Source organism: Helicobacter pylori, assembly GCF_001998165.1.
Classification (GTDB): domain Bacteria; phylum Campylobacterota; class Campylobacteria; order Campylobacterales; family Helicobacteraceae; genus Helicobacter; species Helicobacter pylori_DL.
Genome location: NZ_MTWR01000004.1, coordinates 41,100 through 65,028, shown reverse-complemented (window position 1 = coordinate 65,028; position 23,929 = coordinate 41,100). Strand labels below are relative to the sequence as shown.

Sequence of the window (23,929 nt, the reverse complement as noted above, 5' to 3'; positions counted from 1 at the left end):
TTAATTTATTATAATCAGCTTTCCTTAGTCTTTCTTTCTTGTTCTTTTTCCTCAAAAATTTTTCTATGATACGCTAAATATTGCATTCTTCTATCATTTAATATATCTTTAAAAATGCCATTATTTAGATTAAGTTGCGATTTGAGTTTGTGGTTATTTTCCAATAGATAAGAGAATTTTAATTGCTTATTTTCATCAATAGTAATAAAATGTTTGTCAAATAAAGCGTCTGCATTAGCGATTAGCAATAAGCCATTATCAAGATCGTATTTTTCTTCTTCATCACAATCGCTATAGCCTTTAATGTGTGATGCTCTGAATAAAGTTTTCATATCATCAAAATCAGCTTCAATATAAGTTAACGGGCAAAAAACAGACCTGTCTATCGTAGTATAATTCATCATCTCGAATGCCAACGCTTCTCGCCATTTGTTTTGGTGTTGTCGTTGTATCTTTTCTTCTTGAAATGGAGTGGGGCTTTTAGTAATTAGATTATTTTCTCTTTTGAGTTTTTGCTCTTGATAGATTTGCCATTTAGAATTAGTTACCCCCAAAAGGCTAAAAAATAAAGGATTTCTAAAAGGCATAATAAATAAATTCTTTTGCGTTTGAGTTTTTTCTATCAAAAGATACAATAAATCATTCTTAAATAGGTTGTGTCGTAATTTGTTAAATTCTACATCTTGATTCATACCTATGCCATGCACAGCTTGACGGAGTTCTATAGGCGTAAAATCTTGATTATTAAGGATCTGATACGACATGGTATTGGCATTAAATTGTTTAGGATTAAAAGTTTTATGGAGTTTTTCAAAGATTTTTAAAGTGTCGTCAAAATGGAAGTTTTCTAAAACATCATTGACTAAAAACACTTTAGCATAGTCATTGATTTTAAGGTGGTCTCCCCCTATAACTTTGCGTTTTTTAACGCTATCTCTAGGAACTGGCATATCCAAATCTTTCCAAAATCTTATGGACATGCCAATATTAGATTGTTTAGCAACTTCAAACTTTCTATTTTCTCGTTGCTCTATCTCTCGCATTTCTTTTGCGCTTAAATAATAGAGCAAATTTTTATCCAAACTTTCATCATTTTTCATTTTGGCAAAGTTGGGCAAATCTGAATGGCTTAACATTTTATAGTAAAGAATATACTCACTGCTTTTATATTTATCCATATAATCATATAAAGATTGAGACTTATCAATAATGATTTCTTGAATTTCCTCAAAATTTTCCACTCTGTAGATATTTTTCTTTTGCTTGTAATTACCCATTTTTAACCCTTTTTTAAAAACAATTCACAATGCTTTTTAATCGCTTTAGCTAGAGCAAAACTCACATTCACACTGACTGCATTGCCAAATTGCTTATAGCTTTGAGTATCAGAGACAACTTGTTTGAAATTGCTAGGAAATCCTTGTAATTTTCTAGCTTCATTAGGGGTTAGACGCCTAATAGTAGAGTAATTGTTATCTTTATAGCGTTCCCAACTTTTTAAATCCGTGTAGTAGTTATCTTGACTGGCTCTGTGGCATTTATGCATAGTAGCTGTGAGAGTTTTTGCAATAGGAGTGTCTATACTAGGCTCTACAATATAGCCTTTTGTCCCTCTACCCAAAATAGTTTTAATCATTCTTTGAGAGATGAAATACTTTAATTCCACTTGTTTGTCCAATAAATCTAGAGCACTCATTTTACAAGAAATTTTTGCAGGAAAAATAAATTCTAAGTTTGTAAAACTATTTTTTCTTAATGCGACAATGAATACACGATTGCGCTGTTGGGGGATACCAAAATCTAGGGTATTTAAAATATCGTAATTAACTTGATAGTCAAGCTCATTCAATTCAAAAAGGATGCGTTTAAAACTCTCCCCCTTATTGTGATTGATTAAGTTTTTAACATTTTCTAAAACAACAATTTTGGGTCTATATTTTTTAATAATTTCACAAATAGTGAAAAATAAAGTCCCTCTCTTATCTTCAAAACCCTGCAAAGAACCTAAAGTGGAAAAAGGCTGACAAGGAAAACCGCCTATTAAAATATCATGCCCACAAATATGGTCTTTTTCAACTTCAATATCGCCTAAGACAATATTTTGTCCTATATTAGCTTTATAAGTCTCTACTGCATACTTATCAAAATCATTTGCCCATACAATTTCAAAGCTATTTTGTATAAAACCTAAATCAAGCCCTCCAATACCACTAAACAAGCTTGCAACTTTCATCAAATAACCTTAATGATTTCTTTAATTAAGGCGATTAAGACATCTACCACAATAGAATTGCCTGCTTGTTTGTATCCTTGAGCTTTAGAAACAACAATTTTATAATCATCATCAAAGCCCATAAGCCTATGAGCTTCTCGCACACTTAAAGAACGCACTCTATCATTAGTGGTAACATAATTATTCACACTTGAGCGATGGTGGTTTCCCATAGTAGAGAGCAAAGCTCTTGCGATGGGCAAATCAATTTTAGCATCAGCATGATAGAAGTTTTTTGTGCCTGCACTCAAGCAGTATTTAAGAAGCTTCTCGCTTAGAAAATATTTTTCATCCACTAATTCCCCACCCAAAAAGGACTTGGTATCTAAAATAGCGTTTTTGCTCAATAAATTCCCCTCTTTAATATTGTCTTGCAGTAAATCTTGCATAGTGATAGCGAGTTCTTTAGGACTAGGGAATGTAAAATTAGCGCATTTTTCTTGTTCTTTAAAGCCCACTAAAAACAAACGCCTACGCCCTTGTGGAATACCATAATTTCTCGCATCTAAAATTCCATACTTATAATGATAATCCAAACTCTCAAAAGCTTTTTGGATTATTTCAAAAGTTTTTCCTTTATCATGCCTTAGCATCCCATAGACATTTTCAAAAATGAAAACCTTGGGCTTGATTTCATTTAGCACTCTAATATAATCGTAAAATAAAGTGCCTCTAGTGTCTTCTAATCCTAGTTTATTCCCAATACTTGAAAAGCTCTGACATGGGCTACCGCCCACTAAAATATCCACTTTATCTGTGAAGTCTGTGCCATCAAGCAATTTAATATCTTGAAAGAAACAATCATTTTGAATAGTATAGTTAGCTAAATAAGATTGTTTAACGAAATTAGTTTTTCTGCTATGTTGTTTATAGAGATTATTTGTGTAATTGCTCTTTTCTTTTATATTAGAAAGACTTTTGATTTTATTTAATTCTGCTTCATAATCTAAGTCTTTTAAATCAATATTCCCATTATCACAAGCAAATAAAATTTCATGTTCTAAATCTAAACGTTTTAAAGCCCATTCAAACGCTCCTATACCACTAAATACACTAGCTACTTTTAGCATTAAACTAGCACAAACCTATTTGCTTCATTTAATCTCAATTGAAACCCTAGAAAGCTTAAAACTAAAAAGAATATTTTAGTGCAAGGATTTTTCTTAATTTTAAATTCCTTATAAATACAACTTCTATTCAAAGTCGTTTCTTTAGCAAAATTATCAAAGCCTTTAGATTTGACTAATTGATATAAAGCAGTGCAAAATTCATCTGTTTTTTCTTTTTGGATCAATTCATTGAGATATAACAATACTTCTTCTTTAGTAGTCAAATAATAAGCCATTTTAGTGTCTAATTGTTTTAATTTGATAGGTTTCAAGTTTTCTCTTATTTTATTCTTTTATGGCGCACACAACCTTTTACTGCTGATTGAGGGTAACTTTGAGTGAATAAGCCTTGCATAAAATCCCTTGATGAAAAATTGAGAAAATTATAGCGTAAGTTTATGCTTAAATTGTTGATTGTAAAAATGTTAAAAGCATTTTTTAGATTTTGCAACTAACACTCCATTAGAGCCAAACTTCCATGCCATGAGATCTTTTAAAGCACAAAAACCCATTCAAGGCGTTTTCAAATAAATTTTCATTTTTTGGTTGTCTAAAATGAGCGTGTCCTTGCCCTTAGTTACCGTAAAATTACCCTTAAAGTTCTCCATAAATTCCAATTCAAACGCCATTAAATGCTCATCTTTACACACTTTTCTTGAAATCCCGCTATCTTCAATCCCAATGTGCCTATCGCCCTGCCATACATAGCTGGCAAAATACCGGTTGCAATAGCCTTTGCCATAAATACGATTTTCTTTTTGGTCAAACACAAACTCTCCCATAGAGCTTTTAGGCTTTGGCTTCTTTCTAAAAAGCTCATACCAGTGTTTTCTTTTTTCTTTTTGTTCCTGCTCTTTGGCTTCAAGTGCTGCTTTATCTTCAGGTAAAGCGGTATTTAGAGAGGAATCTTGCTCTTCTTCATACTCTCTAAAAGCGCTATCAGCGAGCATGGTTTCAATGTCATACACTTGATGATTCATTTCTACTTTTTGGATATGCCAATCATTGCTAGAAAGTTTTTTATCAAACATTTTTAAAAAAAAACACCCAGAAAAGACACAAGCCGTTAAAACGCTTGCTCCAGCCAATCGCAAATTCAAACAATTCCTCCTTATGTTTTATTTTTTAACGGGCTTACGCTTTGCGCTTCAACCGCTTTTTTAATCAAAGAAATCGCTTCTTGCATCGCTTGCGTGCTTACATGTTGGAGAGATTGTATCGCGCTTTCTTGAAAATCTTGATTGCTATCTTTAGTCGTTTTGGTCGTTTTGTTTTCCAGGCTAGAAATATTTTCATGCTTAATGATCACCCCAGAATGCGAATCGCCTTTCACGCTAATATCATAGCCTAGCGCAAATTCCGCCCTATAGGTAGAATTTTCTTTTTCTAAAAGAGAAAAAGATAAAATCGTAAAACGGACCGCATAAGTTGGTGCGCCCGCACCATAAGGGGGCAAAGCCACGCCTAAGCATGCTTTTTGCGCTTCTTGCATGAACATGGTTTTTAACATGTTGCGAGGCAAGTCTATCCATTTTTGGTGTTTCCCATGCGTGATCTGCCCGTCTTTGGCTTTAAACACGATCTCTTTAGTGTTGAATAAATCCGCGCTCAAAATACTAATGAGCCTCACTTCAGTCAAAGGTTTAGGGCATTGCGTGATTTCAAAAGAACTCGCATTCAAATCATAAGTTCTGATCTCTGGCAGCATTTGTTTTAAATTGATGCTCAAGCAACCCTGAAGCAACAACGCTAATGCTGATGAGAGTGAAAAGATTTTTATCGCCGTAGCTCTCATGGTTATTTCCTTTCTCCAAAAATCGTTTTATAGGGGTTAGCGTCAAATTTATCTATCAAAGCAGAGCCTTTTTCCACAAAATTATCAATGTTTCTTAAGCTCAACTGCGCTTGCATGATTAAGGGAGTAAACATCGCCTTAAAGTCGTATTGCCCCTGTTTGACGCGTTTATCCACATCTAAAGCCACATTATTGACATTAGAAACAAGGTTGTTAGCGTTGTTGATCAAAGAATCAAATTGAGTCTTTCTTGAATCCAAATTAGCGATGAGATCATCTACTGAAGCGAGAATGTGCTTGAATTTTTCCACATTTTCATCGTCTAAAATCCTATTCACATTCCTAATCGCTTTCATCACTTCTTGCACCACTTGATTAGCATCACCGCTCAAGCGATCCATAAGCCCTTCTTTAAAGATTAAAATCCGCTCCCCCTTATCGCCACTACCATAAAATTCTTCATTGTGGCTTTGCTCTAAGGCTAAAAATTTTAACCCCATAAACCCTCTAGAAGAAACCGCCACTTTGGAGTCTTTGCGGATCTTAACGCTGGATTTAATCATCAAATCCAAACGGACCACCCCCACTTTATCCTTTGCAAAACCCACTTTGATGACATTACCCACTTGAATCCCTTTGTAATTAATGGGCGAGTTGGTCGCAATGCCTCCCAAGTCTTTGTCCGTATAGACCACGTATTCATAATATTTTCCGTCATCTAATCCCAAATGGCCTAGCCATAAAATAAAGCCTACCATGCACACTAAGCATAAAAAGAAGAGCCCGCCGATTAAAGTGTAATTCACATGCCTTTCCAAAATTTCTCTCCTCGTGTTGAATTGAATAAATTGCCTTCATTTAGCCCTTGAGTTTGAGCCTTTCTAATAAAATCCTTTAAATCCCCATTAAATTCTAATAGCCCGTCTTTGAGCATGATGAATCGATCCACGCAATCATGCACGGAGTCCAAATCATGCGTGATCATCACCACCGTAAGCTGTAAGCTCTCTTTAAGTGTCATGATCAGTTCATCAAATTTGCCTGCACTATAAGGATCCAGCCCGCTTGTTGGCTCATCTAAAAATAAGATTTCCGGATTAGTCGCCATAGCCCTAGCTATACCCACGCGCTTTTTCATCCCCCCACTCAATTCATAGGGGTAAAGGTGGTAAGCCCTAGGGGGCAAACCCACTCTTTCAATCCACATTTTAGAAATTTCTTCAACAATTTTTTTAGAATAAGTGCCGTATTGCTCTAGCATCACGCCCACATTTTCTAAAACGGTTAAAGAGCTATATAGCGCGCCAAACTGGAAGCAAATCCCACAGCGGTTAAAAATCTTTTGCTGCTCTCTTTCTTTGAGTTTCCATATATCTTCCCCAAAAAGCAACACTTCCCCCTTTGTAGGGCGATTGAGCAAGATCATGCACCTTAAAAGCGTGCTTTTACCGCTCCCTGAACCCCCTAAAATCGCCATCACTTCGCCCTTATGCACGCTAAAACTCACGCCCCTATGAATAATGGTGCTTCCAAAAGCACTATGGAGATCCTTCACTTCAATTAAGACTTGATTGTTAGTAGCGTTCATTATATGTTCAACTTAGAAAAGAGAATAGAAAAAATAGCGTCTAAGAAAATGATCCAAAACAAAGCGTTCACGACGCTAATGGTGGTCAAGCGCCCAATGCTCTCAGTATCCCCCTTGACTTCAAACCCGCGCATGCACCCCACCATCGCAATCGCAAACCCCCAAAAAGGGGCTTTGACAATCCCTACCAAAAAATGATTCCAACCCACTGTGTCATGCAGTCTGTCTATATAGCTTGGAAAGCCTAAATCCAATTGGTATTTAATCGCAAACATGCCCCCAAGAATGGCGAACGCATCAGCGATAAACACCAATAAAGGCAAAACAATCACTAAGGCTAACACCCTAGGCAACACTAAAAATTCAAAAGGGTTAAAGCCCATGGTTTTCATCGCATCCAATTCTTCAGTGATCTTCATCACCCCAATTTGGGCGGTAAAACTGCTCGCGCTCCTCCCGGCCACCACAAGGGTTAAAATGAAAGGGCCGATCTCTCTTAAAGCGAGTTTGGCCGTCATTTCCACCGACATCAAAGGCGCGCCCAAGTCTTGTAGTTGTAAAGCCCCTTGTAAAGCAACGGCAAACCCCACGATAAACACCGTTAAAATACTCACCGGCAAAACCTTAAACCCGGATTCATTAATATGATAGAGCAAAGGAGTGATGCAAAAGCGTTTGGGGTTGAAAACGCTTTTAATGAAGTAAAATAAAATCATGCCGCAAAAATTGAACGCGTTTAAAAAGGTGTTATAAGTCTCTACAAGACTCTTACCCAATTTAGTGATCATGAGTTCGTAGTGTTTGCTCGCTTTTTTAGACTCTAAATCCTCTTCTTTTTCAAGCCAGTCTTTAACCACTTTCAAAGCGCATGCGTTATTCTCGCTCACGTTGCACAATTCAATGTTTAAAGAACGCTCCTTAATTAAATCAAATAAAAACATGCCAAAAACAAAATCCACTTTTTGGCACCCTGAAAAATCCATTTTTAAAAGCCCTTGATGATCTAATAAATTTTTTTTCAACTCATCTAAACGAAACACGCTCGTTTTAAAATCCCAATCCCCTCTTAAAATCAGCACAGAGTTCGCCCCATCTTTACGCATCTCTAAAAATTTTTGTTTCTCTGTCTTCATTAAAATATATTCTCTCTCAGATTAGGTAAAATCTATTAACAAAATTTTGTTTGTTAAAACGGCTATTTTAACACAATGATAAAACAAAAGGTTAAACAATACTCTGTTTAATAAAGGATTAGTTATTTTTAAAATGTTTAAAAAAATCATTTTTTTTGGTGTTTTTTTGATAGGGGGATTTGTTATTCCGCCCCTTGAAGCCATGCCTATCTTGCATAATAAAACCCCTAAAAAAAATTACCAAGAAGCTCATGAAAAGCTCTATAGAAGCATCATTAACCGCCAAAAGCTCACACGCAAAAAAAGCGGGTGGTATTTTTTAGGAGGGTTTGGCGCTGTAGAAGCTATTAAGGACTATCAAGGCAAGGAAATGAAAGATTGGATCGCCACGCTTGATTTAAAAACCGGCGTGCAAAGTTTTTTTAAAAAATACATTGGGATTAGGGGTGTTTTTGCATGGGATCTTGGGTCAGGAAAAGTGAATTACCAAAGCCATAAAGATCCTACCAACTCTTTTTTTACCATGCTTGCGGTGGGTTTGGATGTGATTATGGAATTTCCTTTAGGGAGTTATAAGCATTATTTGGGGGCGTTTGGGGGAGCTAGGGGGGCTTTAGTCGTTTATACGGACAAGCAAAATTTCAAGTTTTTTAAACATTCGGTGGTTTCAGGGGGCTTAGCGATTAATGGGGGGGTTATGCTCACGCTTTTTTTAAGACACCGCATTGAATTAGGGTTTAAAATCTTACCCACCGCCAGATTGCTTTCTGGCTCCAAACGCTTTGAGACTTCGCCCTTATTTTATGCGGCATACAGCTATAAATTTTAACCTTTTAGCCAACTTCAAAAATCCAATCTTTGGGGGCTTCTTGTTCGCCTTGTTGGATGGATAAAAGCAAGTCATAGAGTCGTTTAGTAATATGGCCCGGCGTTTCAAAAAAATAAGACTTGTTGTTGTGCGTGATTTCTTTAATGGGCGTAATGATTGCAGCTGTCCCGCACGCTCCAGCTTCTTTAAACGCGCCCAACTCATCCATTAAGATTTCCCTCTCTTCTATGTTGAGATTCAAATATTCTTTAGCCAAAACCATCAAGCTTTTTTTGGTAATGCTTGGTAAAATGCTTGGCGAATGCGGGGTGATAAAGGCATTATCATGCGTGATGCCAAAAAAATTCGCCGCCCCCACTTCTTCAATTTTAGTGTGCGTGGCAGGATCTAAATAAATGCAATCATCATAGCCTTGCTCTATGGCCATTTTATGGGCCAACAGGCTTGCAGCATAATTCCCCCCCACTTTCACCCCACCGGTGCCTTTAGGTGCGGCCCTATCAAAAATCGTAGTGATAAACCTAGCCCCTCCTTTTTCTATACCCCCTTTAAAATACGCCCCCACAGGCGCGCAAAACACGATAAAAAGGTATTCACTGGCCGGCTTCACCCCCAAATTATCCCCCACGCCTATGACAAAAGGGCGCAAATACAAACTTGCCCCGCTTTTATAAGGAGCGAGCCATTTTTGATTCGCTTTGACTACTTCAGCGCATGCCCTTAAAAACAGCTCTTCGCTCACTTTGGGCATGAGCAGTCTTTCGCATGAAGTTTGCAAGCGTTTGGCGTTTTCTAAAGGGCGAAAGAGTAAAGCTTTCCCCTTTTGAGAGCGGTAAGCCTTCAAGCCTTCAAAACAAGCCTGCCCATAATGCAAGACCGGTGAGCCTTCGCTGATCTGCAACGCATTTTCGCTCACCAATCCGCCTTGCGACCACGAGCCGTTTTTATAAGTAGCGATGAAGCGAAAATCCGTTTTAATGTAGCTAAAACCTAGATTTTTCCAGTCTAAATTTTCTAAATTTGGCATTTCACACCTTTAAATGGATAGTTTCAGGTGCGATTGTATCTAAAAAGGGGTTAAAAATCCCTCAAATAACTGATTTGAAACGCATAGACTCTACGCACATCAGCTTGTAAGGTGTATCCCTTTTCGTTGGTGATGGAGAAAAGCCGGTGCGTGATCGTAGGCACTTTAATCCCTAATTCCAGGCTATTGTGTTTAGCGATATGGGTGCGGATCCCAAACTTCCATAAAAACTGGAAATTCGCCGGGCTATAGCTGGAATTGCTGTGGTGTTTTACATAACTAGCGATCTCTTTACTGATGCTCGTTGCCCAACTATCCCCCGCTAATTGGATCCCCACGACAAAACCAAAAACCATGTTTTCTTTATTCACAAAATTCCACAGCGTATCCAACCCCACACCATAAGTGAATAAATTGATATAGTATTGCCCTTGATAGGAATCCCTTTCGGTTAAAGTATTCCCACCAAAACTAAAGCTATTGTAAATAAACCCGCTCTCGCCCACCGGGATACCCTTTTTCATCACGCCAAAGCGGTTGTGCGCGTAGTCAAAAAACCCATAATAACGCGCACCAAACCATTTTTTCTTACCAAAAAATTGCTTATAGCCCACTTCAAAACCCGCTCCTGCATAAGGCGGGAACTTTATCAAAGGCTTTTGCAAGCCGTTGTCATTCACCATTTTAGTCTGATTTTGTATCATGCTCACCTGGTAATTGACTCCCACAAAAGCCGCGCTCTCTTCAGCGTTCGCTAAAACACCCAAAGCCCCTAACAATATAATTCTTTTCAACATTCAGTCTCTTCCCTTTATTCTTTGATAATGACTTTATATTTAGCTTAAAATGGCTAAGTATTACTTATAAAGAAATAATAATATATTTTTTCTTAAACTCAATTAAAAACTAACCTTTTAATTCATTCCAACGCTTAGCGATAAACGCGCTTGTTTCTAGCGGCACCCTCAAAGGATACACTTCATCATTAAGAATGCGTTGGATTTCTTGCTGCAACTCTAGGGCGTTTTTTTCTTCAATTTCAAAAATCAATTCGTCATGCACTTGCAAAAGCAGCCTTACTGAAGGGTTGTTTTTGAAACGCTCGCTCACTTTGAGCATGCCCAATTTCAATAAATCGCTGGCACTCCCTTGAAAAATCGCATTCACGCCCTCTCGCAAATAATTGCCCTTAACATAGTCATTCACGCCATTAAAATCAAACACCCGATAACGCCCAAGTAAAGTAAAGGCTTTAGAAGTTTTTAAAATCTCTTCTTTCATGCGGTTTAAATAATCTTTAATGCTAGGGAATCGCTTGAAATACGCCTCTATGTAGCTTTTAGCCTCATTTAAAGGGATGTTTAAAGTTTCGCTCAATTTCTTACTCCCCATGCCATACACCAGACCAAAATTAATGCTTTTAGCGATGGATCGTTTTTCTTTGGCCAAATCTCCACCAAACAACGCCTTAGAAGTTTCTAAATGGATGTCTCGCCCCTTTAAAAACGCCTCCATTAAATCCTTATCCTGGCTGAAATGGGCCAACAAGCGCAATTCAATCTGCGAATAATCCACCCCTAATAAACAATATTCTTTAGAGCTAGCAATAAAGCCCTTACGAATGAGTAAGCCCTTAGGCGATCGCACCGGGATATTTTGCAAATTAGGCGAATGCGAGCTTAAACGCCCAGTAGCTGTGCCGGTTTGGATGAAAGTGGTATGGATTTTATCGTCTTTGTCTTTTAGGCGCAATAAGGGGGTCGTGTAAGTGTTAAAAAGCTTATTCAATTCCCTGTATTCTAAAATCAAAGGGATGCTTGGGTGCTTGTCTAGGATTTTTAACAAGTTTTTTTCATCGGTAGAATGGCTTTTATTTTTAGGAAGCCCTAATTTTTCATACAAGACTTCGCCAAGTTGTTTGGGCGAATTGAGGTTAAAATCCACGCCGATTAGATCCAAGATTTGGCGCTCTAAAACATGCAATTCATTTTTAAACTCCTGCTCTAAGCGCTTGAAATAAGGCGCATCAATCTTAAAGCCTTGAAATTCCATATCCATTAAAACTTTCATAAACGGCGTTTCAATTCCACTAGCTAAAGTGAGCAAACCCTCTTCTAGCCCCCCTGTTTCAAAGTATTCGCACAAACGCTTTAAAGCGTTTAATTCCGTATTCAATTGTTCTGATTTTTCCGCCTTACTTTTTGTTTTAAAATCTTTGATTTTTTCATGCGGAACTAATTCTTCTTTTAAATATTCCTTTAAAATCTCATCAAACCCCACTTTTTCCGGATTTTTTAAAAACGCTAAAATTTGAGTGTCTTGGATGCGGATGTTTTCTAAAGACACCTGATATTTGGCTTTTAAAAAGCTCAACAAGGGTTTTAAGTCATGCCCAATGATACACGCATGCTGTAACATTTGAGAAAAAGCGTTTTCTAAAAACTCTAAAGAAAAGGGCGAAAATAGTGCCTCTTCTAGGGGTAAAAAATAGCCTTGATCTTGTAATAAAAACGCTAGAGCCAGAACTTTTTTTTCTTTATCCAACACCAAACGCATAAAAACCCTAGCGTTAGGGTTTTTTAATTCTTCTAAAAACATGCTAAAAGGTGCGGCGCTTTCTAAAACGATCATGCACGATTTTTTAGGGGTGCTGTCTAATACGGGCGCGTTTTCTAAAATTAAAGGGGAATTTTCTAAATCCCTTAAAGTGGAAATAAAACCATATTCTTTCAATTCATCTTTAATTTTCAATAAGGGGTTTTCGCTAGGAAAAGCGCAACTTAAAAAATCAAATTCTTTAATGCATTCTCTTTCTAAAGTGGCTAATTCTTTGCTTAAAAACGCGCTCTCTTTGTCTTGTATAAGGGCTTGATACATTTTAGGGCTGAGTAAATTTTTCGCCAAGTCTAAATTTTCATAGATTTTTTCCAAACTCCCCAATTGTTGTAACAATTCCTTAGCGTTCTTGCTCCCAATGCCTTTAATCCCCTTGTAATTATCGCTGCTATCCCCTACAATGCCCTGATAATCCGTGAATTGACTCGGCAAAATCCCGTATTTTTCCACGCAATCCTTTGCTAAAAACTCCGTTTTGCCATCAAAAAGCGCGATTTTATCGCTCAAAAGCTGGTTAAAATCCTTATCTTTAGAATAAATGCGCGTTTTATAAGGGCTTAGCGTGGCCAGGCTTGCGATGACATCATCGGCTTCAAACCCGCTTATTTCCACGCAAGTAAAACCCATTTTTTGCAACCATTCTAAAGCGATAGGGATTTGTAAAAGCATCTCTTTAGGGGCGTCTTTGCGGTTTTGTTTGTATTCGCCTAATTTTTCGGCTCTTTTAGTTTTAGTCTGGCTTTCTAGGGCGAACACGATAAAAGGCATGTTTTTTCTGTCTTTATAAAATTTTTTAACCATGCCCACAAGCCCCGTTAAAAGCCCCGTAGGAAAGCCCTTATCGTTCGTTAAAGGCTTATTTTTAGCGCTCATGTAATAGCTTCTAAACAAATACGCAAAGGTATCAATTAAGGCTAAAGTCCCCTCTTTAATGACTGGCTGCTCCATGATTCAACCCTCTTCCATCAAGCGAATTTTAAGTTTATTGTAACACAAGCGAGGGTGCTTAAAACCCCTTTTAAAATAACGAGTCTTTTTGGGTTGGCGCTTCTTGGCTGATGGCTTCTTTTGTAGCTTGGATTTTAGCGCTACTGTATTCAACCACGCCCTGAATGGTTTGTTTCATCAGGGCGTTGATGAGGGTGCGCATGAAATGGAAATCAATACCGCCATGTGGGTTGGTGGGGAGTAGGATTAACTCGTTCTCTACTTTATTAGCCCATGTCGCTAAATTGTCTCGTGAATATTTTGGGTATAAAACTTTTTCAATCGCTGTTTTTATAAATAAGTTACATAAAAAATTAGGATTACCATTTTTAAATTTTATAAAATAGCTTTCAGCTAAAATCCCTACCTCATCTCTATGGGCATAAGTTAATCCTGTAGCAATTACGCCATTATAGATAATAGAAATGATATTATTATAGGTTTCAAAATCACCTTTTTTACCCCAATACATAATGCCATTATTCCCCTTTTTGCAATAAACTAGGGGGATATTATGCGTGTCTGTAATGCTTTTTGAAGTTGCCTTAAATTTATCCCCCTTGCCTAAAAATCTTGCACTCACTTTTTCAAACAAATCCCCTAGTTTGAAGCTTTGCCATGTTAAGCCGCATGGGGTATTACCCCCCCCCCCAGAATTGTTGCCATTGAAAACGTTAAGGGCGTTTTTTTCATCGTTAGAAAGGGTGGTGTTTTCTAGCCCTGTAGCTTTTAAGTAAGCCTCAAGTTCGGCGAGCCGACACTGCTCAAGTTCGGCTATGAATTTTTCCATGAAATCAAAATCAATATCCTCAAGGGTTTGAGTGTTAGCGGTGGGTTTTAGGGGGAGAGAAAATTTAAACTCCGCAATACTTTCTGTTGTAGAGCCTAGCCCCCAAGTCAAGGGTTTTAAAATAAATTGTAAAATCGCGCTTATAAAATGTAAAATTTTAGGGCTTTTGAAAGCAAATTTTGGTTTTAAAACTTTAACCTTATTGCCTGTAAAATAAGGTTGTTTTTGATAAAATACGGTGAAAGTGTCTTGCGCGAACGAAAGGGTATTTTTTTCATTAGTAAATGTAGGGTCATCTATAATAAAGCCTTTTATACCATTGTTGGTTGCAGCACGCACGACATAAGGGTAGCTGTTTTCTATTTGTGTGTCATGGATTTTTATCGTGTTAGCATGATAAATTTTCTTACTTGACAACACTTCAAACAAATCCCCTAATCTGAACTCGCCCCACTTAATAGCGTTGAGTTGGCTACTAAGGGGGCCAATCACTTTGGGGGCGTTTGGTTTTTTAAAATCAAGCCCACTTCATAAGAAAGGTAATCGGCTATCGTTCTTTTAAAATCCTCTAATTCGGGTTTGGTGTCGGTGGGTTTATTTTGGTTCCAGTCGCTCCCGTTTTTGGGGTCTATGGTGTTTTCATAATAGTCATCTTCGCTTAAAAATTTCAAACATGATTGGCCAATATGGACTAAATCCACGACTTCGTTGTAGCGCTCTTTGGCGTTATGCGTGTCTTTTAAATTGTGGCTGGCTTTGGCTTTTTTGCGATTCGCTCTAGCGTAGCCATCGTTACTGAAATTAATAAATTTCACCCTTTGCTTAGCGTCATGCTTTTCATTGACCCTAAAAACATAGATATGGGTTTGAACGCTGCTTTTACCGATAAATAAATCTAAAGGCATTTTAATGCTCGCTAAAAGCGTGTGTTTTTTTAAAATCCTTACATTGTATTCTTTGGCTTTACCACTGCCCGCGCTTGAATGGATGATCACGCTCGCATAACCACTTTGCATTTTTTCTAAAGCCTGCTCCACAAACACCATGCCATTACCGTCAGCGGAATAAGGCGGGTTTAAAACAAAGGCGTTAGCTTTAAACTCTTTGTCATTGACTTTGCCATCAAAACCGCTCAAGCTGTCTTGGTTTAAGATTTGACTGCTCCCATCGCCCATTAAAATCATGTTTAACACCGCTAAAATATGGATATCCGGTAAGATTTCTATGCCTAAAAGTTGCTTGGCTTTAATGTGGGCGATTTTTTGTTCTAATTCCTCTGGGCTTTTAATGGAATTTTTAGCGTCTTCTATCATCAAATTCATGCTTGCGACTAATAGCCCGGCGCTTCCGGTAGCAAAATCCCACACGAAACTATCCTTATTGACTTTGGAGAGTCTGGCTAAAAGCGTGGCGACATAAGGAGGCGTGAGCACCACATCGTTTGATTCGTCTTCTGTGAAAGGTAGCCAGCGATACATTTCATTGAACAATTTACCGGTAAAATCCGTACTAAGACCGATTTTATAATAAATGCCCAAATTATCCACGATTTCACTAAAACAGCGCTTCAAACGGCTTTCGCCATCAATGGCTTTGTTGTCGTTTTCGTTTTTTAATAAAGGCTCTAATAAAGAAATAATGCTTTGCTTTTTTTCTTGGGGCAAATGCTTATGCTCTAAAAAGGATTGGATTTTTCTGAGCATGATGTCGCCATCTCTTTGATGGACCTCATCGCTAGATTTTAAATCTTCTTTTTTTAGGGGGGCTACCGAATTAGAGATGCCTAAATTAGCGATAATGCTCGCAACAACTAAATACAAGCGATCTTCTTCGCTTAAAGAAAGCTTTTCTTTTTTATAAATATCATTATTGAGACGAGTCAAGCAGTCTTCTATTTCTTGGTTTTTCTTTTCTCTAATGCGCTCTAAATCTTCATCGCTTAAAGAAAGGGTGTCTACTCGTTTAATAAAGTCGTTAAAATGCTTACGGCTTAAAAAAGATAGATCACTATAAGTTTGCTCGCCTTTTGAAACATCTATCCCCATGCCCAAATTGCTTTTATTCACATAATAGACAGCGATTTGAGAGCATATGCCGCCTTTATTGTCTTTATAGCCTGTGATACCTATGGCGATGCATTCAGTGTAGCTCGTATGGTGTAAAATCGCATTAGCGTAATGTAAAGCCCCATTTAGGGCGTATTCTCTAATGTTTTTATAATGAGGCTCATGGTTTTTAAAGTTTTCTACCAGTTTGTTTTTGTCTAATTTAATGAGCTTATCTTTTAGCCCTTTGTATTCTATTAAAATAGGGACTCTTCTGTTAGGGTCTTGTGTGTTTAATAAAAGTTTCACATCAGGGCGGTTACCCCCTAAACCCCCGCTTTTAGAAGCGTAATTTTTTAAAGCTTCATCAATTTCTGTATTCAGGCTTTCTTGCTCTAGTTTATAGTCTAGGTTATAACTTCTTAACTCGTTGTTGAACTTATCAGCGATTAGAGGCTCAATGGATGGAACTTTATTCATGGGTTTATCCTTTTAAAAAATAAAATTATAACTCATTCATCCGCGCTGCAAAGAGCGATCGCAAAGTGCGTTTTGATGTTTAGGGTTTTAAGGTATTTTAGGGCTTCTTTTAGGGTGGTGCCGGTGGTGATAATATCATCTAATAAAAAATAATCTAAATTTTCATCGCCTTTGAAGGTGAAATTCCGTGGGTTATTGGCACGAAATTCTAAGCTTTTCCCAGCATACGAAACAGCATTAGTAACCCTTAAACGCCCGTAAGTGGGCTTTAAATTCCCTTGACAAAAGCCTTTTAAAAGCGCGGCTGAATGCGAGTAAAAGGATTTGATTTTATCGTCAATGGCGATGCCATAAAGGGGGGTAGTCAAGCCTTTTTCTTGCAGGATTTTCACAAATTCCGCGCCGGCTTTTTGAGAAAGCAAGGGCAAAATGCGAGAGCCAATCAGCGCGTATTTGCTTTTAATGAGCTCTTCTATCTCGCTATAAGCGTAAAAACTATACACGCTCACGCCCTCTAAAACCCTTACCTTTAAGCTTAAGGGCAGATCGTTTAGGCAATTTGGGCAAAGAGGCTTGAAAGAAAGCTTCAAACAAGTTAAACAACGCATTCAATAAAAGCGGCGATTTGTTCGTGCAAGTTTTTAGCACTTTTTTGAGCGTCTAATTCCAAAACTTCGCACCCGAATTTTTCTCTTAGCGCATAAGCGTGGGTTTTGAGCTTTTGCTGGATTGTGAGTAATTTTTCTATGCCTTGGTTTTCTATTTTGTCTAAACTTTTAAGGCTTAAGCGCTGTTTTAAGCCCTCTTTGTCTATCACTAAAAGAATGATTTTTTCAGGCAAGATGCTTTGAGTGGCAAGCAGGTTTAATTCTAAGCTTGAAAACTCGCTATAAGCCATGCCAGAAATCAAACTCCTGTCGCTAATGATGAGCTTTTTTTCTTTCAACGCCGGTTTTATCACGCTTTCTATATGCTCAGCCCTATCGCTTAAGAATAAAAACGCTCGGGCTAATTCGCTGATATTTTCATTCAAAGCGATACGCCTTAAACTCTCGCCTATTTTTGTCCCCCCTGGCTCTTTGGTAAAAAGGGCGTTTTTAAACCTGCCTTTTAATAATCCTACTTGAGTGCTTTTGCCTACGCCATCAACGCCTTCTAACGCCACATACATTTTAAGCCTTTGAAATCAAAGAATAAATTTCTTTAGGCACTAAATGGCTCGCATCGCCCTTATGCACGATAATGGATCGCACGATAGAAGAGCTGATGAAAGCGTTTTGCAAAGTGGGCATGAAATACAAGGTTTCTAATTCGTGGTTTAAGGATTTGTTCGCATAACCCATTTGCAATTCGTATTCAAAATCGCTCACCACCCTTAAGCCCCTAACTAGCACCTTACAATGGTATTCTTTAGCCAGATCGGCTAATAGCCCTTCAAACGCAACGCACTCTACATTTTTAAAACTTTTAGTGGCCAGTTGCATCATTTTTAAACGCTCATTTAAACTAAACATGGGGTTTTTAGCACTTGAATGCGCCACAGCGACAATGAGCTTTTCAAACAATTCGCTAGAGCGGTGGATAATGTCTATATGCCCGTTAGTGACCGGATCAAAAGTGCCCGGGTAAATGCCGATTTTTTGCATCAGTTCATTCCCCATCGTGGGTATAAGTCATTTTCTATCCCTAAGCTGTCAAACCACTTCCCCACTAAAAAATCTTGCATCGCTTCTAAAGTCTTGCTCTGGGTGTAATAAGTCATCATCGGCGGCGCAATGATCGCATTAGAATGGGCGAGTTTGAGCAAATTTTCCAACATGATAGCGCTTAAAGGCATTTCTCTAGGGGCAATGAGTAAGGGGCGCTTTTCTTTAAGCATCACAGACGCGCTCCTAGAGATCAAATCCCCCCCAAAGCCATGCGCGATTTTAGCCACCATGTCCATGCTCGCTGGAATGATCGCCATTTTATGGATACCATAACTCCCTGAAGCGATGCTCGCATGAATGTCTTGCTCGTTGAAAAAAGTAGCGCCAGGCCGTAAATCTTTCATGGCGTTTTTAAGGTTGATATTCGATTCTTCTAACGCCACGACATGCGCGTTTTTAGACGCCACGACAAAAACTTCAATTTCTTTGGGTAATTTCTCTAAAAACCGCAAGGCTAGGGGTATCCCGCTCGCCCCGCTGATGCCTAAAACTAATTTCATGAATATCCTTTATAAGATTTGCGCTTTAGAACTGCTCAACACTTTTGCTTTTAAGATTTTATTGCTTTCTAAATTTTTGGCTTGAATGATTTGATTAAGCGCGCCATTTTCTAGGGCTTTTAGGCTTATTTCTATGCTGATTTGCCCCTCTTCATACACCCCGGTGATGATGTCGTTTTTACGCACGATGATTAAGGCTTGGGTTTTATCTGCGCTTAAAAGCGTGTCAGGGGGGATAAAATTTTTCGCGCTCACTCTATCAATCGCGCCCTCTAATAAGGGGTTAGAAAGCGTGCCAAACAAAACGCGCTCTTTTTTGGTGTTGTTAGCGGTGATGTTTTCGTCTTTTTTAATCGCGCTAGCGCTTTTAAAAGCCTGCATGCTGCCTATCACGCTATAACGCACCGGTAGGCGTAAATTAGGCTCATTTTCCAATCTTAAAAACACGACCCCATCTTTTTTAAGCTTGTTAGAAGCATTCAATTCATAGCTTAAAATGGAAGCGTGAGAAAAGCGCTCTGGGATTTCTAAGTTAATGGTTTCAATTTCTAATTTTAAGTCTTTGTATTCTTTAAGGTAAGCTTCTTTAATTTCTGTTTTAAGCGCGTTTGAATCCAGAGCGAATAGCGCGTTTAAACAGATAAAAAAAAGGATTAAAATTTTCAAAACCCGTTATCCACTTTTTCTACAAATTTTTCTGAGATTTTATCATAGACATTCCCTCCGCAATTGATTTTCAAGCACACACCGCTCAAGCCTTTTTCTACGCCTAAAACCCTCCCGGTGCCAAAAATCTTATGTTTGATCAAATCCCCCACTTTAATGGGCGTGTTTTTTTGGTGATTCTGTTTAGGGGGTCTGTCTTGTTGGAGCAACTGGGCCTCTTCTAAAAACACCGAGGGCGAGCAAGAAATTTTCCTCCCAAAATACGAACGCTCTTTGACATAAGAGAGCTGCAATTCTTCTTTAGCCCTAGTGATCGCTACATAAGCCAAGCGCCTTTCTTCTTCCAAATCGCTTTCTTGATTGAACCCCCTATGCGGGAAAAACCCTTCTTCTAACCCGATCACAAACACATGCTTAAACTCTAAGCCCTTACTCATATGCACACTCATGCAACTCACTTTTTGCGCGTTTTCTGTATTATGGACATCCAGCACGCTTTCATTCAAAAAATCCAGTAAAGAATGCGTGGGGTTAGTTTTAAAATGCTCTTTCACTAAACTTAAAAGCTCTTTAACAAAGCCCTCTCTTTCTTCGTAATTGTCTTCTTTTTCATAGTTTTTTAAAAGGTTAGTCTCTTCTAAAAACCGAGCGCAAAACTCCTCTACTGAAATTTCAAAAGCCTCCCTCAAACGCCCTATCATGGCCATGAATTTCTTTAAAGCGTATTCGTTTTTAGGGTTGAGTTTGTCTTTAAACGCCCCAAGTTTTAGCGCTTCTTCTAAATTCAAATCCTCTTCATCTAAAAGAGAAAAAATCCATTCTTGAGTGATCTTGCCAAGGCCTCTTGGGGGCTTGTTTAAAACGCGCTTGATAAAAAAGCGATCGTCTTTTTTCGCCACTACATGCATGAACGCCAAAGCGTCTTTAACCTCGGCTCTTTCATAGAAACTCACCGCCCCAATGAGCCTATAAGGGATATTCAAAGCGTTCAAGCTCTCTTCAATGCTGCGACTAAGCCCGTTTAAGCGGTACAAAATAGCGATATTTTCTAAATTCTCGCCCTTCTTTAAAAGGGCTTTGATTTGATAAGCCACATCCAGGCTCTCTTCTTTTTGCGTCAAATATTCTTTACAAACCACGCTTTTATGCGAGCCTTTGAAACTTTGAAGCGTTTTAATGTGGCGGTGTTGGTTATGGCTGATGAGGGAATTAGCGCACGCTAAGATTTCAGCGCTGGAGCGGTAGTTGGTCTCTAATTTCACTATTTTAGCCCCTTTAAAATGCTTGGAAAAATTTAAAATATTAGAAATATCAGCCCCTCTAAAACCATAAATGCTCTGATCGTCATCGCCCACCACGCACAAATTATGGTGCGTGCAACTCAATTGTTTTAAAAACTCTAATTGCAAGGCGTTCGTGTCTTGATACTCATCTACCATAATATAATAATAGTGCTCGCTAACCTCTTTGGTGAGTTTTTCATTATCTTGTAAAATCTTAAGACTCAAACAAAGCAAATCGTCAAAATCCACTAAATTGTCTTTTTTGAGCGCGTTTTGATAAAGCTCATACGCTTTATAACATTCGCTATCTTGCATGCTCAAATCCACCATGCCGTTTTTGATTTGAGAAATACTCGCCCTGAAGTTTGAAATTTTAAGCTGTTTGCAGAGCGTTTTCACTTCATCGCTATCTAGCACCGAAAAATCGCACGCTCTTTTTAAAAGATTCATGTGTTGCCTTAAAAACAGCAAACCAAAACGATGGAAAGTGCAAAGCAAGGGGGGGATAAAGGCTTGGTTTTTCAATAATTTCAAAGCCCTTTCTTGCATTTCTTTGCTCGCTTTATTGGTGAAAGTGAGCGTTAAAGTGTTCTCGCTAGGCACGCCACAAGCGCCAATCAAATACGCCAAACGGCTCGTTAAAGTCTTAGTCTTGCCGCTCCCAGCTCCCGCTAAAATGAGCAATGGCCCTTGAATGTGGCTTGCAGCGATTTTTTGCGCTCCGTTTAAATTGTCTAAAATGCTTTTTTCAAAACCCATTATTCTAAAAACTCGCCCTTTTCTTCTTGATTCAAACGCTCTTTTAAAAGGTTGGTATCAATTTCAAAATCAAAATAAGGCGACGAAAAATCAGAGGTTTTAATGGCTAAAAAATGGTTTAGCGCTGATTTCAAGTCCCCCTTTCTTTGATACAACAACCCTAAAGCGTAACGGATATTTTCATTATTAGGATCGTCTAATTTCCCAAGCTCTAGCCATAAAGCCGCACTATCGTAATTATTCTGCGCGATATAAGTCAAACCCGCTAGGATTTTTAAACGAGTCTCATTGTCCTTAAGCCCATCAATTAAGTTTTGATACAACGCGCTCGCTTTTTCATACTGGCCTTGAAACAAACTCACTAGCGCTAAATTTTCTAACCAATCGTTAGGGGCTTCGCCCTCTTCTAAACTGGCGATTTTTTGCTCTAATAATCTTTCTTGACGATCTAAATCATTGACCATAAATCCCATGTAGGTGTAGAAATGACGCCCTAAAATGGGCCCTTGCATGGTTTGATCCCAGCTGATTTTATGCGAATCTAAAAGGGTGTAAATGCTTAAAGTGTGGCGGATACTCGCATCGTAATACGAAACGATTTCATAAAAAATATTAGAGATGAGATCTTTAGGGAGCATTTTTTTTAAATTCCCAAAGGATTGCACCATCAATTTTTTATCCTTGCTCTCTTTAGCGAACACCGCTTCTAGCGCGTAATAAAAAGGGAGTTTTTTAGGGGCGTTTTTGAGCCAGTCCATATCCCAATTGGTGCGGTAATTCAAATAAGCGATGAGTGAAGAGAGTAAGGCTTTTTGCGTGGGGCTAGAAAAATCCTGACTATAAAAATTCTCGGTGATTTCTCTTAAAAACTCCGTGGTGTCTTCGTGGGTGAAATGCGAGGCTAAAATCGCAAAAATCGCGCTCAAATAATCCGCAGAATTCAAATGGAAAGCCCTTAAAAAATGGAAATAAGCTTTGTGGTAATTTTCCAATTGCGCATAAATCAAGCCCGTATTATAATGGAGGAGCGCGTTATTGGGGCTATTTTTTAAAGACAAATCAAAAAAAGAAAGGGCTTTTTTTAACTGCTTGTTTTCTAACGCTTTCAACCCTTTGAGTGCGTTTTTATCCGCTATCGCCATCAAACGCCCCCTTTTAAAAGCAAGGCTTGCCCCCTCTAAATCCTTTTTTGCATCAGAGTCTAAAAGAAACAGCCCCTCTTCAATCACGCCTAAGGTTTCTTTAGAGTCTAAAACCTTAAAAGGAGCGTAATAAAACAGCAAGCGGTAGATAAAATCCCTTTTGCCTTCAAAATATTGCGTGTTCCAAAAACGCTCTTTGGCCCTTTCTTTGTCTAAAAAAATAGGGTTTATCGTGGGCTTGATGGGGTAAAAAGAGTTGGCTAGCGCGCTATCTTCTTTTGTGTGGCTGGCTAATTTTAAGGCTTCGCTCGCTTTAAGGGTGTCGCCTTTTTTCAAACTCACCAATTCCAAAGCCATTAAAGCGTTTAAATCTTTAGGGTAGTTGTGCAAATAATGCTGCAAATGCTCCAAAGCCTGCTTGTAATGGCCCAAACGGGCCTGCAAAAGCCCTAAAGCAAGCTCATCTTGGGCGTTCGCGCTTTTTTGCAATTGCTTATAAGCGTTAGCTTCATCTTTAAACATCAAAAACAATTTAGACGCTAAGCGCGCGTTAGGCTTTAAAAAGGCGTTGGAATTAGGGTGCATTAAAGGCGAAAGGGCTTCAAAATACTCTCCAGCGTAGTAGGATTTGAGCGCGTAAGCGTAGGAATAAAAAGACTTTTTGTAATCTTTATACAGAGTGTCTCTTACAATTTTTAGATAATGATAATATAAATCCGCATCTTGCAAATGATAAGCCGTAACTAACGCATCAATCGCGCTCACGCTCGCGTTTTCTTTAGAGGCGATACTGGAATCAAACAAATCCAACGCCCCGTTAAAGTCCTTTTCTTTGAATTTAATCACTCCTAGATTATGGCTCGCAATCCCTTGCGAAAAAGAAGCGATCTTATCAAACAAGTGTAAGGCTTCATCTTTTTGCCCTTGCTCATACAAAAGGCTCGCTTTTTGCATCATCGCATCCACTTGGCTTTCATCGTTTCTTTTCAAAGAGTCTTTGCCGATTAAATCAGGCAAGTCTAAATTTTCTATTTGCCCCTCGGCTTCTGTATTGTTGGCGTTGTTGGTGTCATTAGGCGTTTCGTTATTGGCGGTGGCGGTATTTGTTTGTAAAGAAGTTTGTTGGTTTTTTTTTTTTTGACCTAGCAACAAACTCAAAATTACAATGAGCGCGGTGAGTGAAAACAATATTCCAAGCG

21 protein-coding genes and 1 pseudogene (1 of these 22 running past the window's edge) are annotated in these 23,929 nt (G+C 38.4%); 1 reads left to right on the top strand and 21 read right to left on the bottom strand.

The genetic code is table 11. The annotated features are described in order from the left end of the window. Positions 1-14: 14 nt before the first annotated feature. The 9 genes from BZK24_RS00935 to BZK24_RS00895 all read right to left on the bottom strand — a co-directional run bounded on the left by BZK24_RS00935 (position 15) and on the right by BZK24_RS00895 (position 7,897). Positions 15-1,277 carry an HNH endonuclease signature motif containing protein gene (locus tag BZK24_RS00935; RefSeq protein ID WP_077656293.1) on the bottom strand — a complete coding sequence of 421 codons (1,263 nt, stop codon included), beginning with the start codon at positions 1,275-1,277 and terminating at the stop codon, positions 15-17. A gap of 2 nt (positions 1,278-1,279) precedes the next feature. Further along, the gene (gene dcm / locus BZK24_RS00930; protein ID WP_000861539.1) at positions 1,280-2,233 is read right to left on the bottom strand and encodes a DNA cytosine methyltransferase; all 954 of its coding nucleotides are present in this window, start codon (positions 2,231-2,233) and stop codon (positions 1,280-1,282) included. Beyond that, complete coding sequence (gene dcm / locus BZK24_RS00925; RefSeq protein WP_000921577.1) at positions 2,233-3,342, bottom strand: DNA cytosine methyltransferase; 1,110 nt, start codon at positions 3,340-3,342, stop codon at positions 2,233-2,235. Before dcm (BZK24_RS00925) ends, dcm (BZK24_RS00930) begins: the two co-directional genes overlap by 1 nt. After that, the gene (locus tag BZK24_RS00920; protein ID WP_000802610.1) at positions 3,342-3,653 is read right to left on the bottom strand and encodes a helix-turn-helix domain-containing protein; all 312 of its coding nucleotides are present in this window, start codon (positions 3,651-3,653) and stop codon (positions 3,342-3,344) included. The genes dcm (BZK24_RS00925) and BZK24_RS00920 overlap by 1 nt, the downstream gene beginning before the upstream one ends. Positions 3,654-3,893: 240 nt before the next feature. After that, positions 3,894-4,481, bottom strand: coding sequence for an META domain-containing protein (locus BZK24_RS00915; RefSeq protein ID WP_171972356.1), 588 nt, complete (start codon positions 4,479-4,481; stop codon positions 3,894-3,896). 11 nt (positions 4,482-4,492) lie between these two features. After that, positions 4,493-5,176: a hypothetical protein gene (locus BZK24_RS00910; protein WP_077656292.1), complete on the bottom strand. Its 684-nt coding sequence runs from the start codon at positions 5,174-5,176 to the stop codon at positions 4,493-4,495. A gap of 2 nt (positions 5,177-5,178) precedes the next feature. Next, the gene (locus BZK24_RS00905) at positions 5,179-5,994 is read right to left on the bottom strand and encodes an MlaD family protein (RefSeq protein ID WP_000439506.1); all 816 of its coding nucleotides are present in this window, start codon (positions 5,992-5,994) and stop codon (positions 5,179-5,181) included. After that, the gene (locus BZK24_RS00900) at positions 5,979-6,764 is read right to left on the bottom strand and encodes an ABC transporter ATP-binding protein (protein ID WP_077656291.1); all 786 of its coding nucleotides are present in this window, start codon (positions 6,762-6,764) and stop codon (positions 5,979-5,981) included. Before BZK24_RS00900 ends, BZK24_RS00905 begins: the two co-directional genes overlap by 16 nt. After that, the gene (locus BZK24_RS00895; protein ID WP_077656290.1) at positions 6,764-7,897 is read right to left on the bottom strand and encodes an ABC transporter permease; all 1,134 of its coding nucleotides are present in this window, start codon (positions 7,895-7,897) and stop codon (positions 6,764-6,766) included. Before BZK24_RS00895 ends, BZK24_RS00900 begins: the two co-directional genes overlap by 1 nt. A gap of 133 nt (positions 7,898-8,030) precedes the next feature. On the opposite strand from BZK24_RS00895, the gene BZK24_RS00890 reads away from it, so the two are divergent. Beyond that, on the top strand, positions 8,031-8,726 hold the full coding sequence (locus BZK24_RS00890; protein WP_077656289.1) for an outer membrane protein: 696 nt from the start codon (positions 8,031-8,033) through the stop codon (positions 8,724-8,726). A 4-nt stretch (positions 8,727-8,730) separates the two neighbouring features. Here BZK24_RS00890 and ilvE read toward each other — a convergent pair whose 3' ends face one another. The 12 genes and pseudogenes from ilvE to BZK24_RS00830 form a co-directional block, all read right to left on the bottom strand. Next, on the bottom strand, positions 8,731-9,753 hold the full coding sequence (gene ilvE / locus BZK24_RS00885) for a branched-chain-amino-acid transaminase (protein ID WP_077656288.1): 1,023 nt from the start codon (positions 9,751-9,753) through the stop codon (positions 8,731-8,733). A 50-nt stretch (positions 9,754-9,803) separates the two neighbouring features. Then, positions 9,804-10,550, bottom strand: a complete 747-nt coding sequence (locus BZK24_RS00880) for an outer membrane protein (protein ID WP_077656287.1) — start codon at positions 10,548-10,550, stop codon at positions 9,804-9,806. 109 nt (positions 10,551-10,659) lie between these two features. Continuing rightward, positions 10,660-13,317 (bottom strand): DNA polymerase I, encoded by a 2,658-nt coding sequence (gene polA, locus BZK24_RS00875; protein ID WP_171972355.1) that lies wholly within the window; start codon positions 13,315-13,317, stop codon positions 10,660-10,662. A 70-nt stretch (positions 13,318-13,387) separates the two neighbouring features. Beyond that, a complete protein-coding gene (locus BZK24_RS00870) occupies positions 13,388-14,638 on the bottom strand; it encodes a restriction endonuclease subunit S (protein WP_077656285.1) in 1,251 nt (416 codons plus the stop codon). After that, complete coding sequence (locus tag BZK24_RS00865) at positions 14,635-16,671, bottom strand: N-6 DNA methylase (RefSeq protein ID WP_077656284.1); 2,037 nt, start codon at positions 16,669-16,671, stop codon at positions 14,635-14,637. The genes BZK24_RS00870 and BZK24_RS00865 overlap by 4 nt, the downstream gene beginning before the upstream one ends. A gap of 32 nt (positions 16,672-16,703) precedes the next feature. Further along, positions 16,704-17,279 carry a ComF family protein gene (locus BZK24_RS00860; RefSeq protein ID WP_077656283.1) on the bottom strand — a complete coding sequence of 192 codons (576 nt, stop codon included), beginning with the start codon at positions 17,277-17,279 and terminating at the stop codon, positions 16,704-16,706. Continuing rightward, on the bottom strand, positions 17,267-17,842 hold the full coding sequence (tmk, locus tag BZK24_RS00855; protein ID WP_077656282.1) for a dTMP kinase: 576 nt from the start codon (positions 17,840-17,842) through the stop codon (positions 17,267-17,269). Before tmk ends, BZK24_RS00860 begins: the two co-directional genes overlap by 13 nt. 1 nt (position 17,843) lies before the next feature. Further along, positions 17,844-18,317, bottom strand: a complete 474-nt coding sequence (coaD, locus tag BZK24_RS00850; RefSeq protein WP_077656281.1) for a pantetheine-phosphate adenylyltransferase — start codon at positions 18,315-18,317, stop codon at positions 17,844-17,846. After that, positions 18,317-18,880, bottom strand: coding sequence for a UbiX family flavin prenyltransferase (locus tag BZK24_RS00845; protein ID WP_000780095.1), 564 nt, complete (start codon positions 18,878-18,880; stop codon positions 18,317-18,319). Before BZK24_RS00845 ends, coaD begins: the two co-directional genes overlap by 1 nt. A gap of 9 nt (positions 18,881-18,889) precedes the next feature. Next, the gene (flgA, locus tag BZK24_RS00840) at positions 18,890-19,546 is read right to left on the bottom strand and encodes a flagellar basal body P-ring formation chaperone FlgA (RefSeq protein ID WP_077656280.1); all 657 of its coding nucleotides are present in this window, start codon (positions 19,544-19,546) and stop codon (positions 18,890-18,892) included. Next, on the bottom strand, positions 19,543-21,588 hold the full coding sequence (uvrD, locus tag BZK24_RS00835) for a DNA helicase UvrD (RefSeq protein WP_171972354.1): 2,046 nt from the start codon (positions 21,586-21,588) through the stop codon (positions 19,543-19,545). Before uvrD ends, flgA begins: the two co-directional genes overlap by 4 nt. Continuing rightward, positions 21,588-23,929, bottom strand: a pseudogene (locus BZK24_RS00830) (tetratricopeptide repeat protein); it runs 207 nt beyond the window's last position. Before BZK24_RS00830 ends, uvrD begins: the two are co-directional and overlap by 1 nt.

Excerpts from the sequence above, each read along its gene's own strand:
- BZK24_RS00890 (WP_077656289.1), top strand. The coding sequence starts at position 8,031 with ATGTTTAAAAAAATCATTTTTTTTGGTGTTTTTTTGATAGGGGGATTT.
- BZK24_RS00865 (WP_077656284.1), bottom strand. The coding sequence starts at position 16,671 with ATGAATAAAGTTCCATCCATTGAGCCTCTAATCGCTGATAAGTTCAAC.
- coaD (WP_077656281.1), bottom strand. The coding sequence starts at position 18,317 with ATGCAAAAAATCGGCATTTACCCGGGCACTTTTGATCCGGTCACTAAC.
- dcm (WP_000861539.1), bottom strand. The coding sequence starts at position 2,233 with ATGAAAGTTGCAAGCTTGTTTAGTGGTATTGGAGGGCTTGATTTAGGT.
- BZK24_RS00935 (WP_077656293.1), bottom strand. The coding sequence starts at position 1,277 with ATGGGTAATTACAAGCAAAAGAAAAATATCTACAGAGTGGAAAATTTT.
- BZK24_RS00845 (WP_000780095.1), bottom strand. The coding sequence starts at position 18,880 with ATGAAATTAGTTTTAGGCATCAGCGGGGCGAGCGGGATACCCCTAGCC.
- uvrD (WP_171972354.1), bottom strand. The coding sequence starts at position 21,588 with ATGGGTTTTGAAAAAAGCATTTTAGACAATTTAAACGGAGCGCAAAAA.
- BZK24_RS00910 (WP_077656292.1), bottom strand. The coding sequence starts at position 5,176 with ATGAGAGCTACGGCGATAAAAATCTTTTCACTCTCATCAGCATTAGCG.
- BZK24_RS00860 (WP_077656283.1), bottom strand. The coding sequence starts at position 17,279 with ATGCGTTGTTTAACTTGTTTGAAGCTTTCTTTCAAGCCTCTTTGCCCA.
- tmk (WP_077656282.1), bottom strand. The coding sequence starts at position 17,842 with ATGTATGTGGCGTTAGAAGGCGTTGATGGCGTAGGCAAAAGCACTCAA.
- BZK24_RS00900 (WP_077656291.1), bottom strand. The coding sequence starts at position 6,764 with ATGAACGCTACTAACAATCAAGTCTTAATTGAAGTGAAGGATCTCCAT.
- ilvE (WP_077656288.1), bottom strand. The coding sequence starts at position 9,753 with ATGCCAAATTTAGAAAATTTAGACTGGAAAAATCTAGGTTTTAGCTAC.
- polA (WP_171972355.1), bottom strand. The coding sequence starts at position 13,317 with ATGGAGCAGCCAGTCATTAAAGAGGGGACTTTAGCCTTAATTGATACC.
- BZK24_RS00880 (WP_077656287.1), bottom strand. The coding sequence starts at position 10,550 with ATGTTGAAAAGAATTATATTGTTAGGGGCTTTGGGTGTTTTAGCGAAC.
- dcm (WP_000921577.1), bottom strand. The coding sequence starts at position 3,342 with ATGCTAAAAGTAGCTAGTGTATTTAGTGGTATAGGAGCGTTTGAATGG.
- BZK24_RS00895 (WP_077656290.1), bottom strand. The coding sequence starts at position 7,897 with ATGAAGACAGAGAAACAAAAATTTTTAGAGATGCGTAAAGATGGGGCG.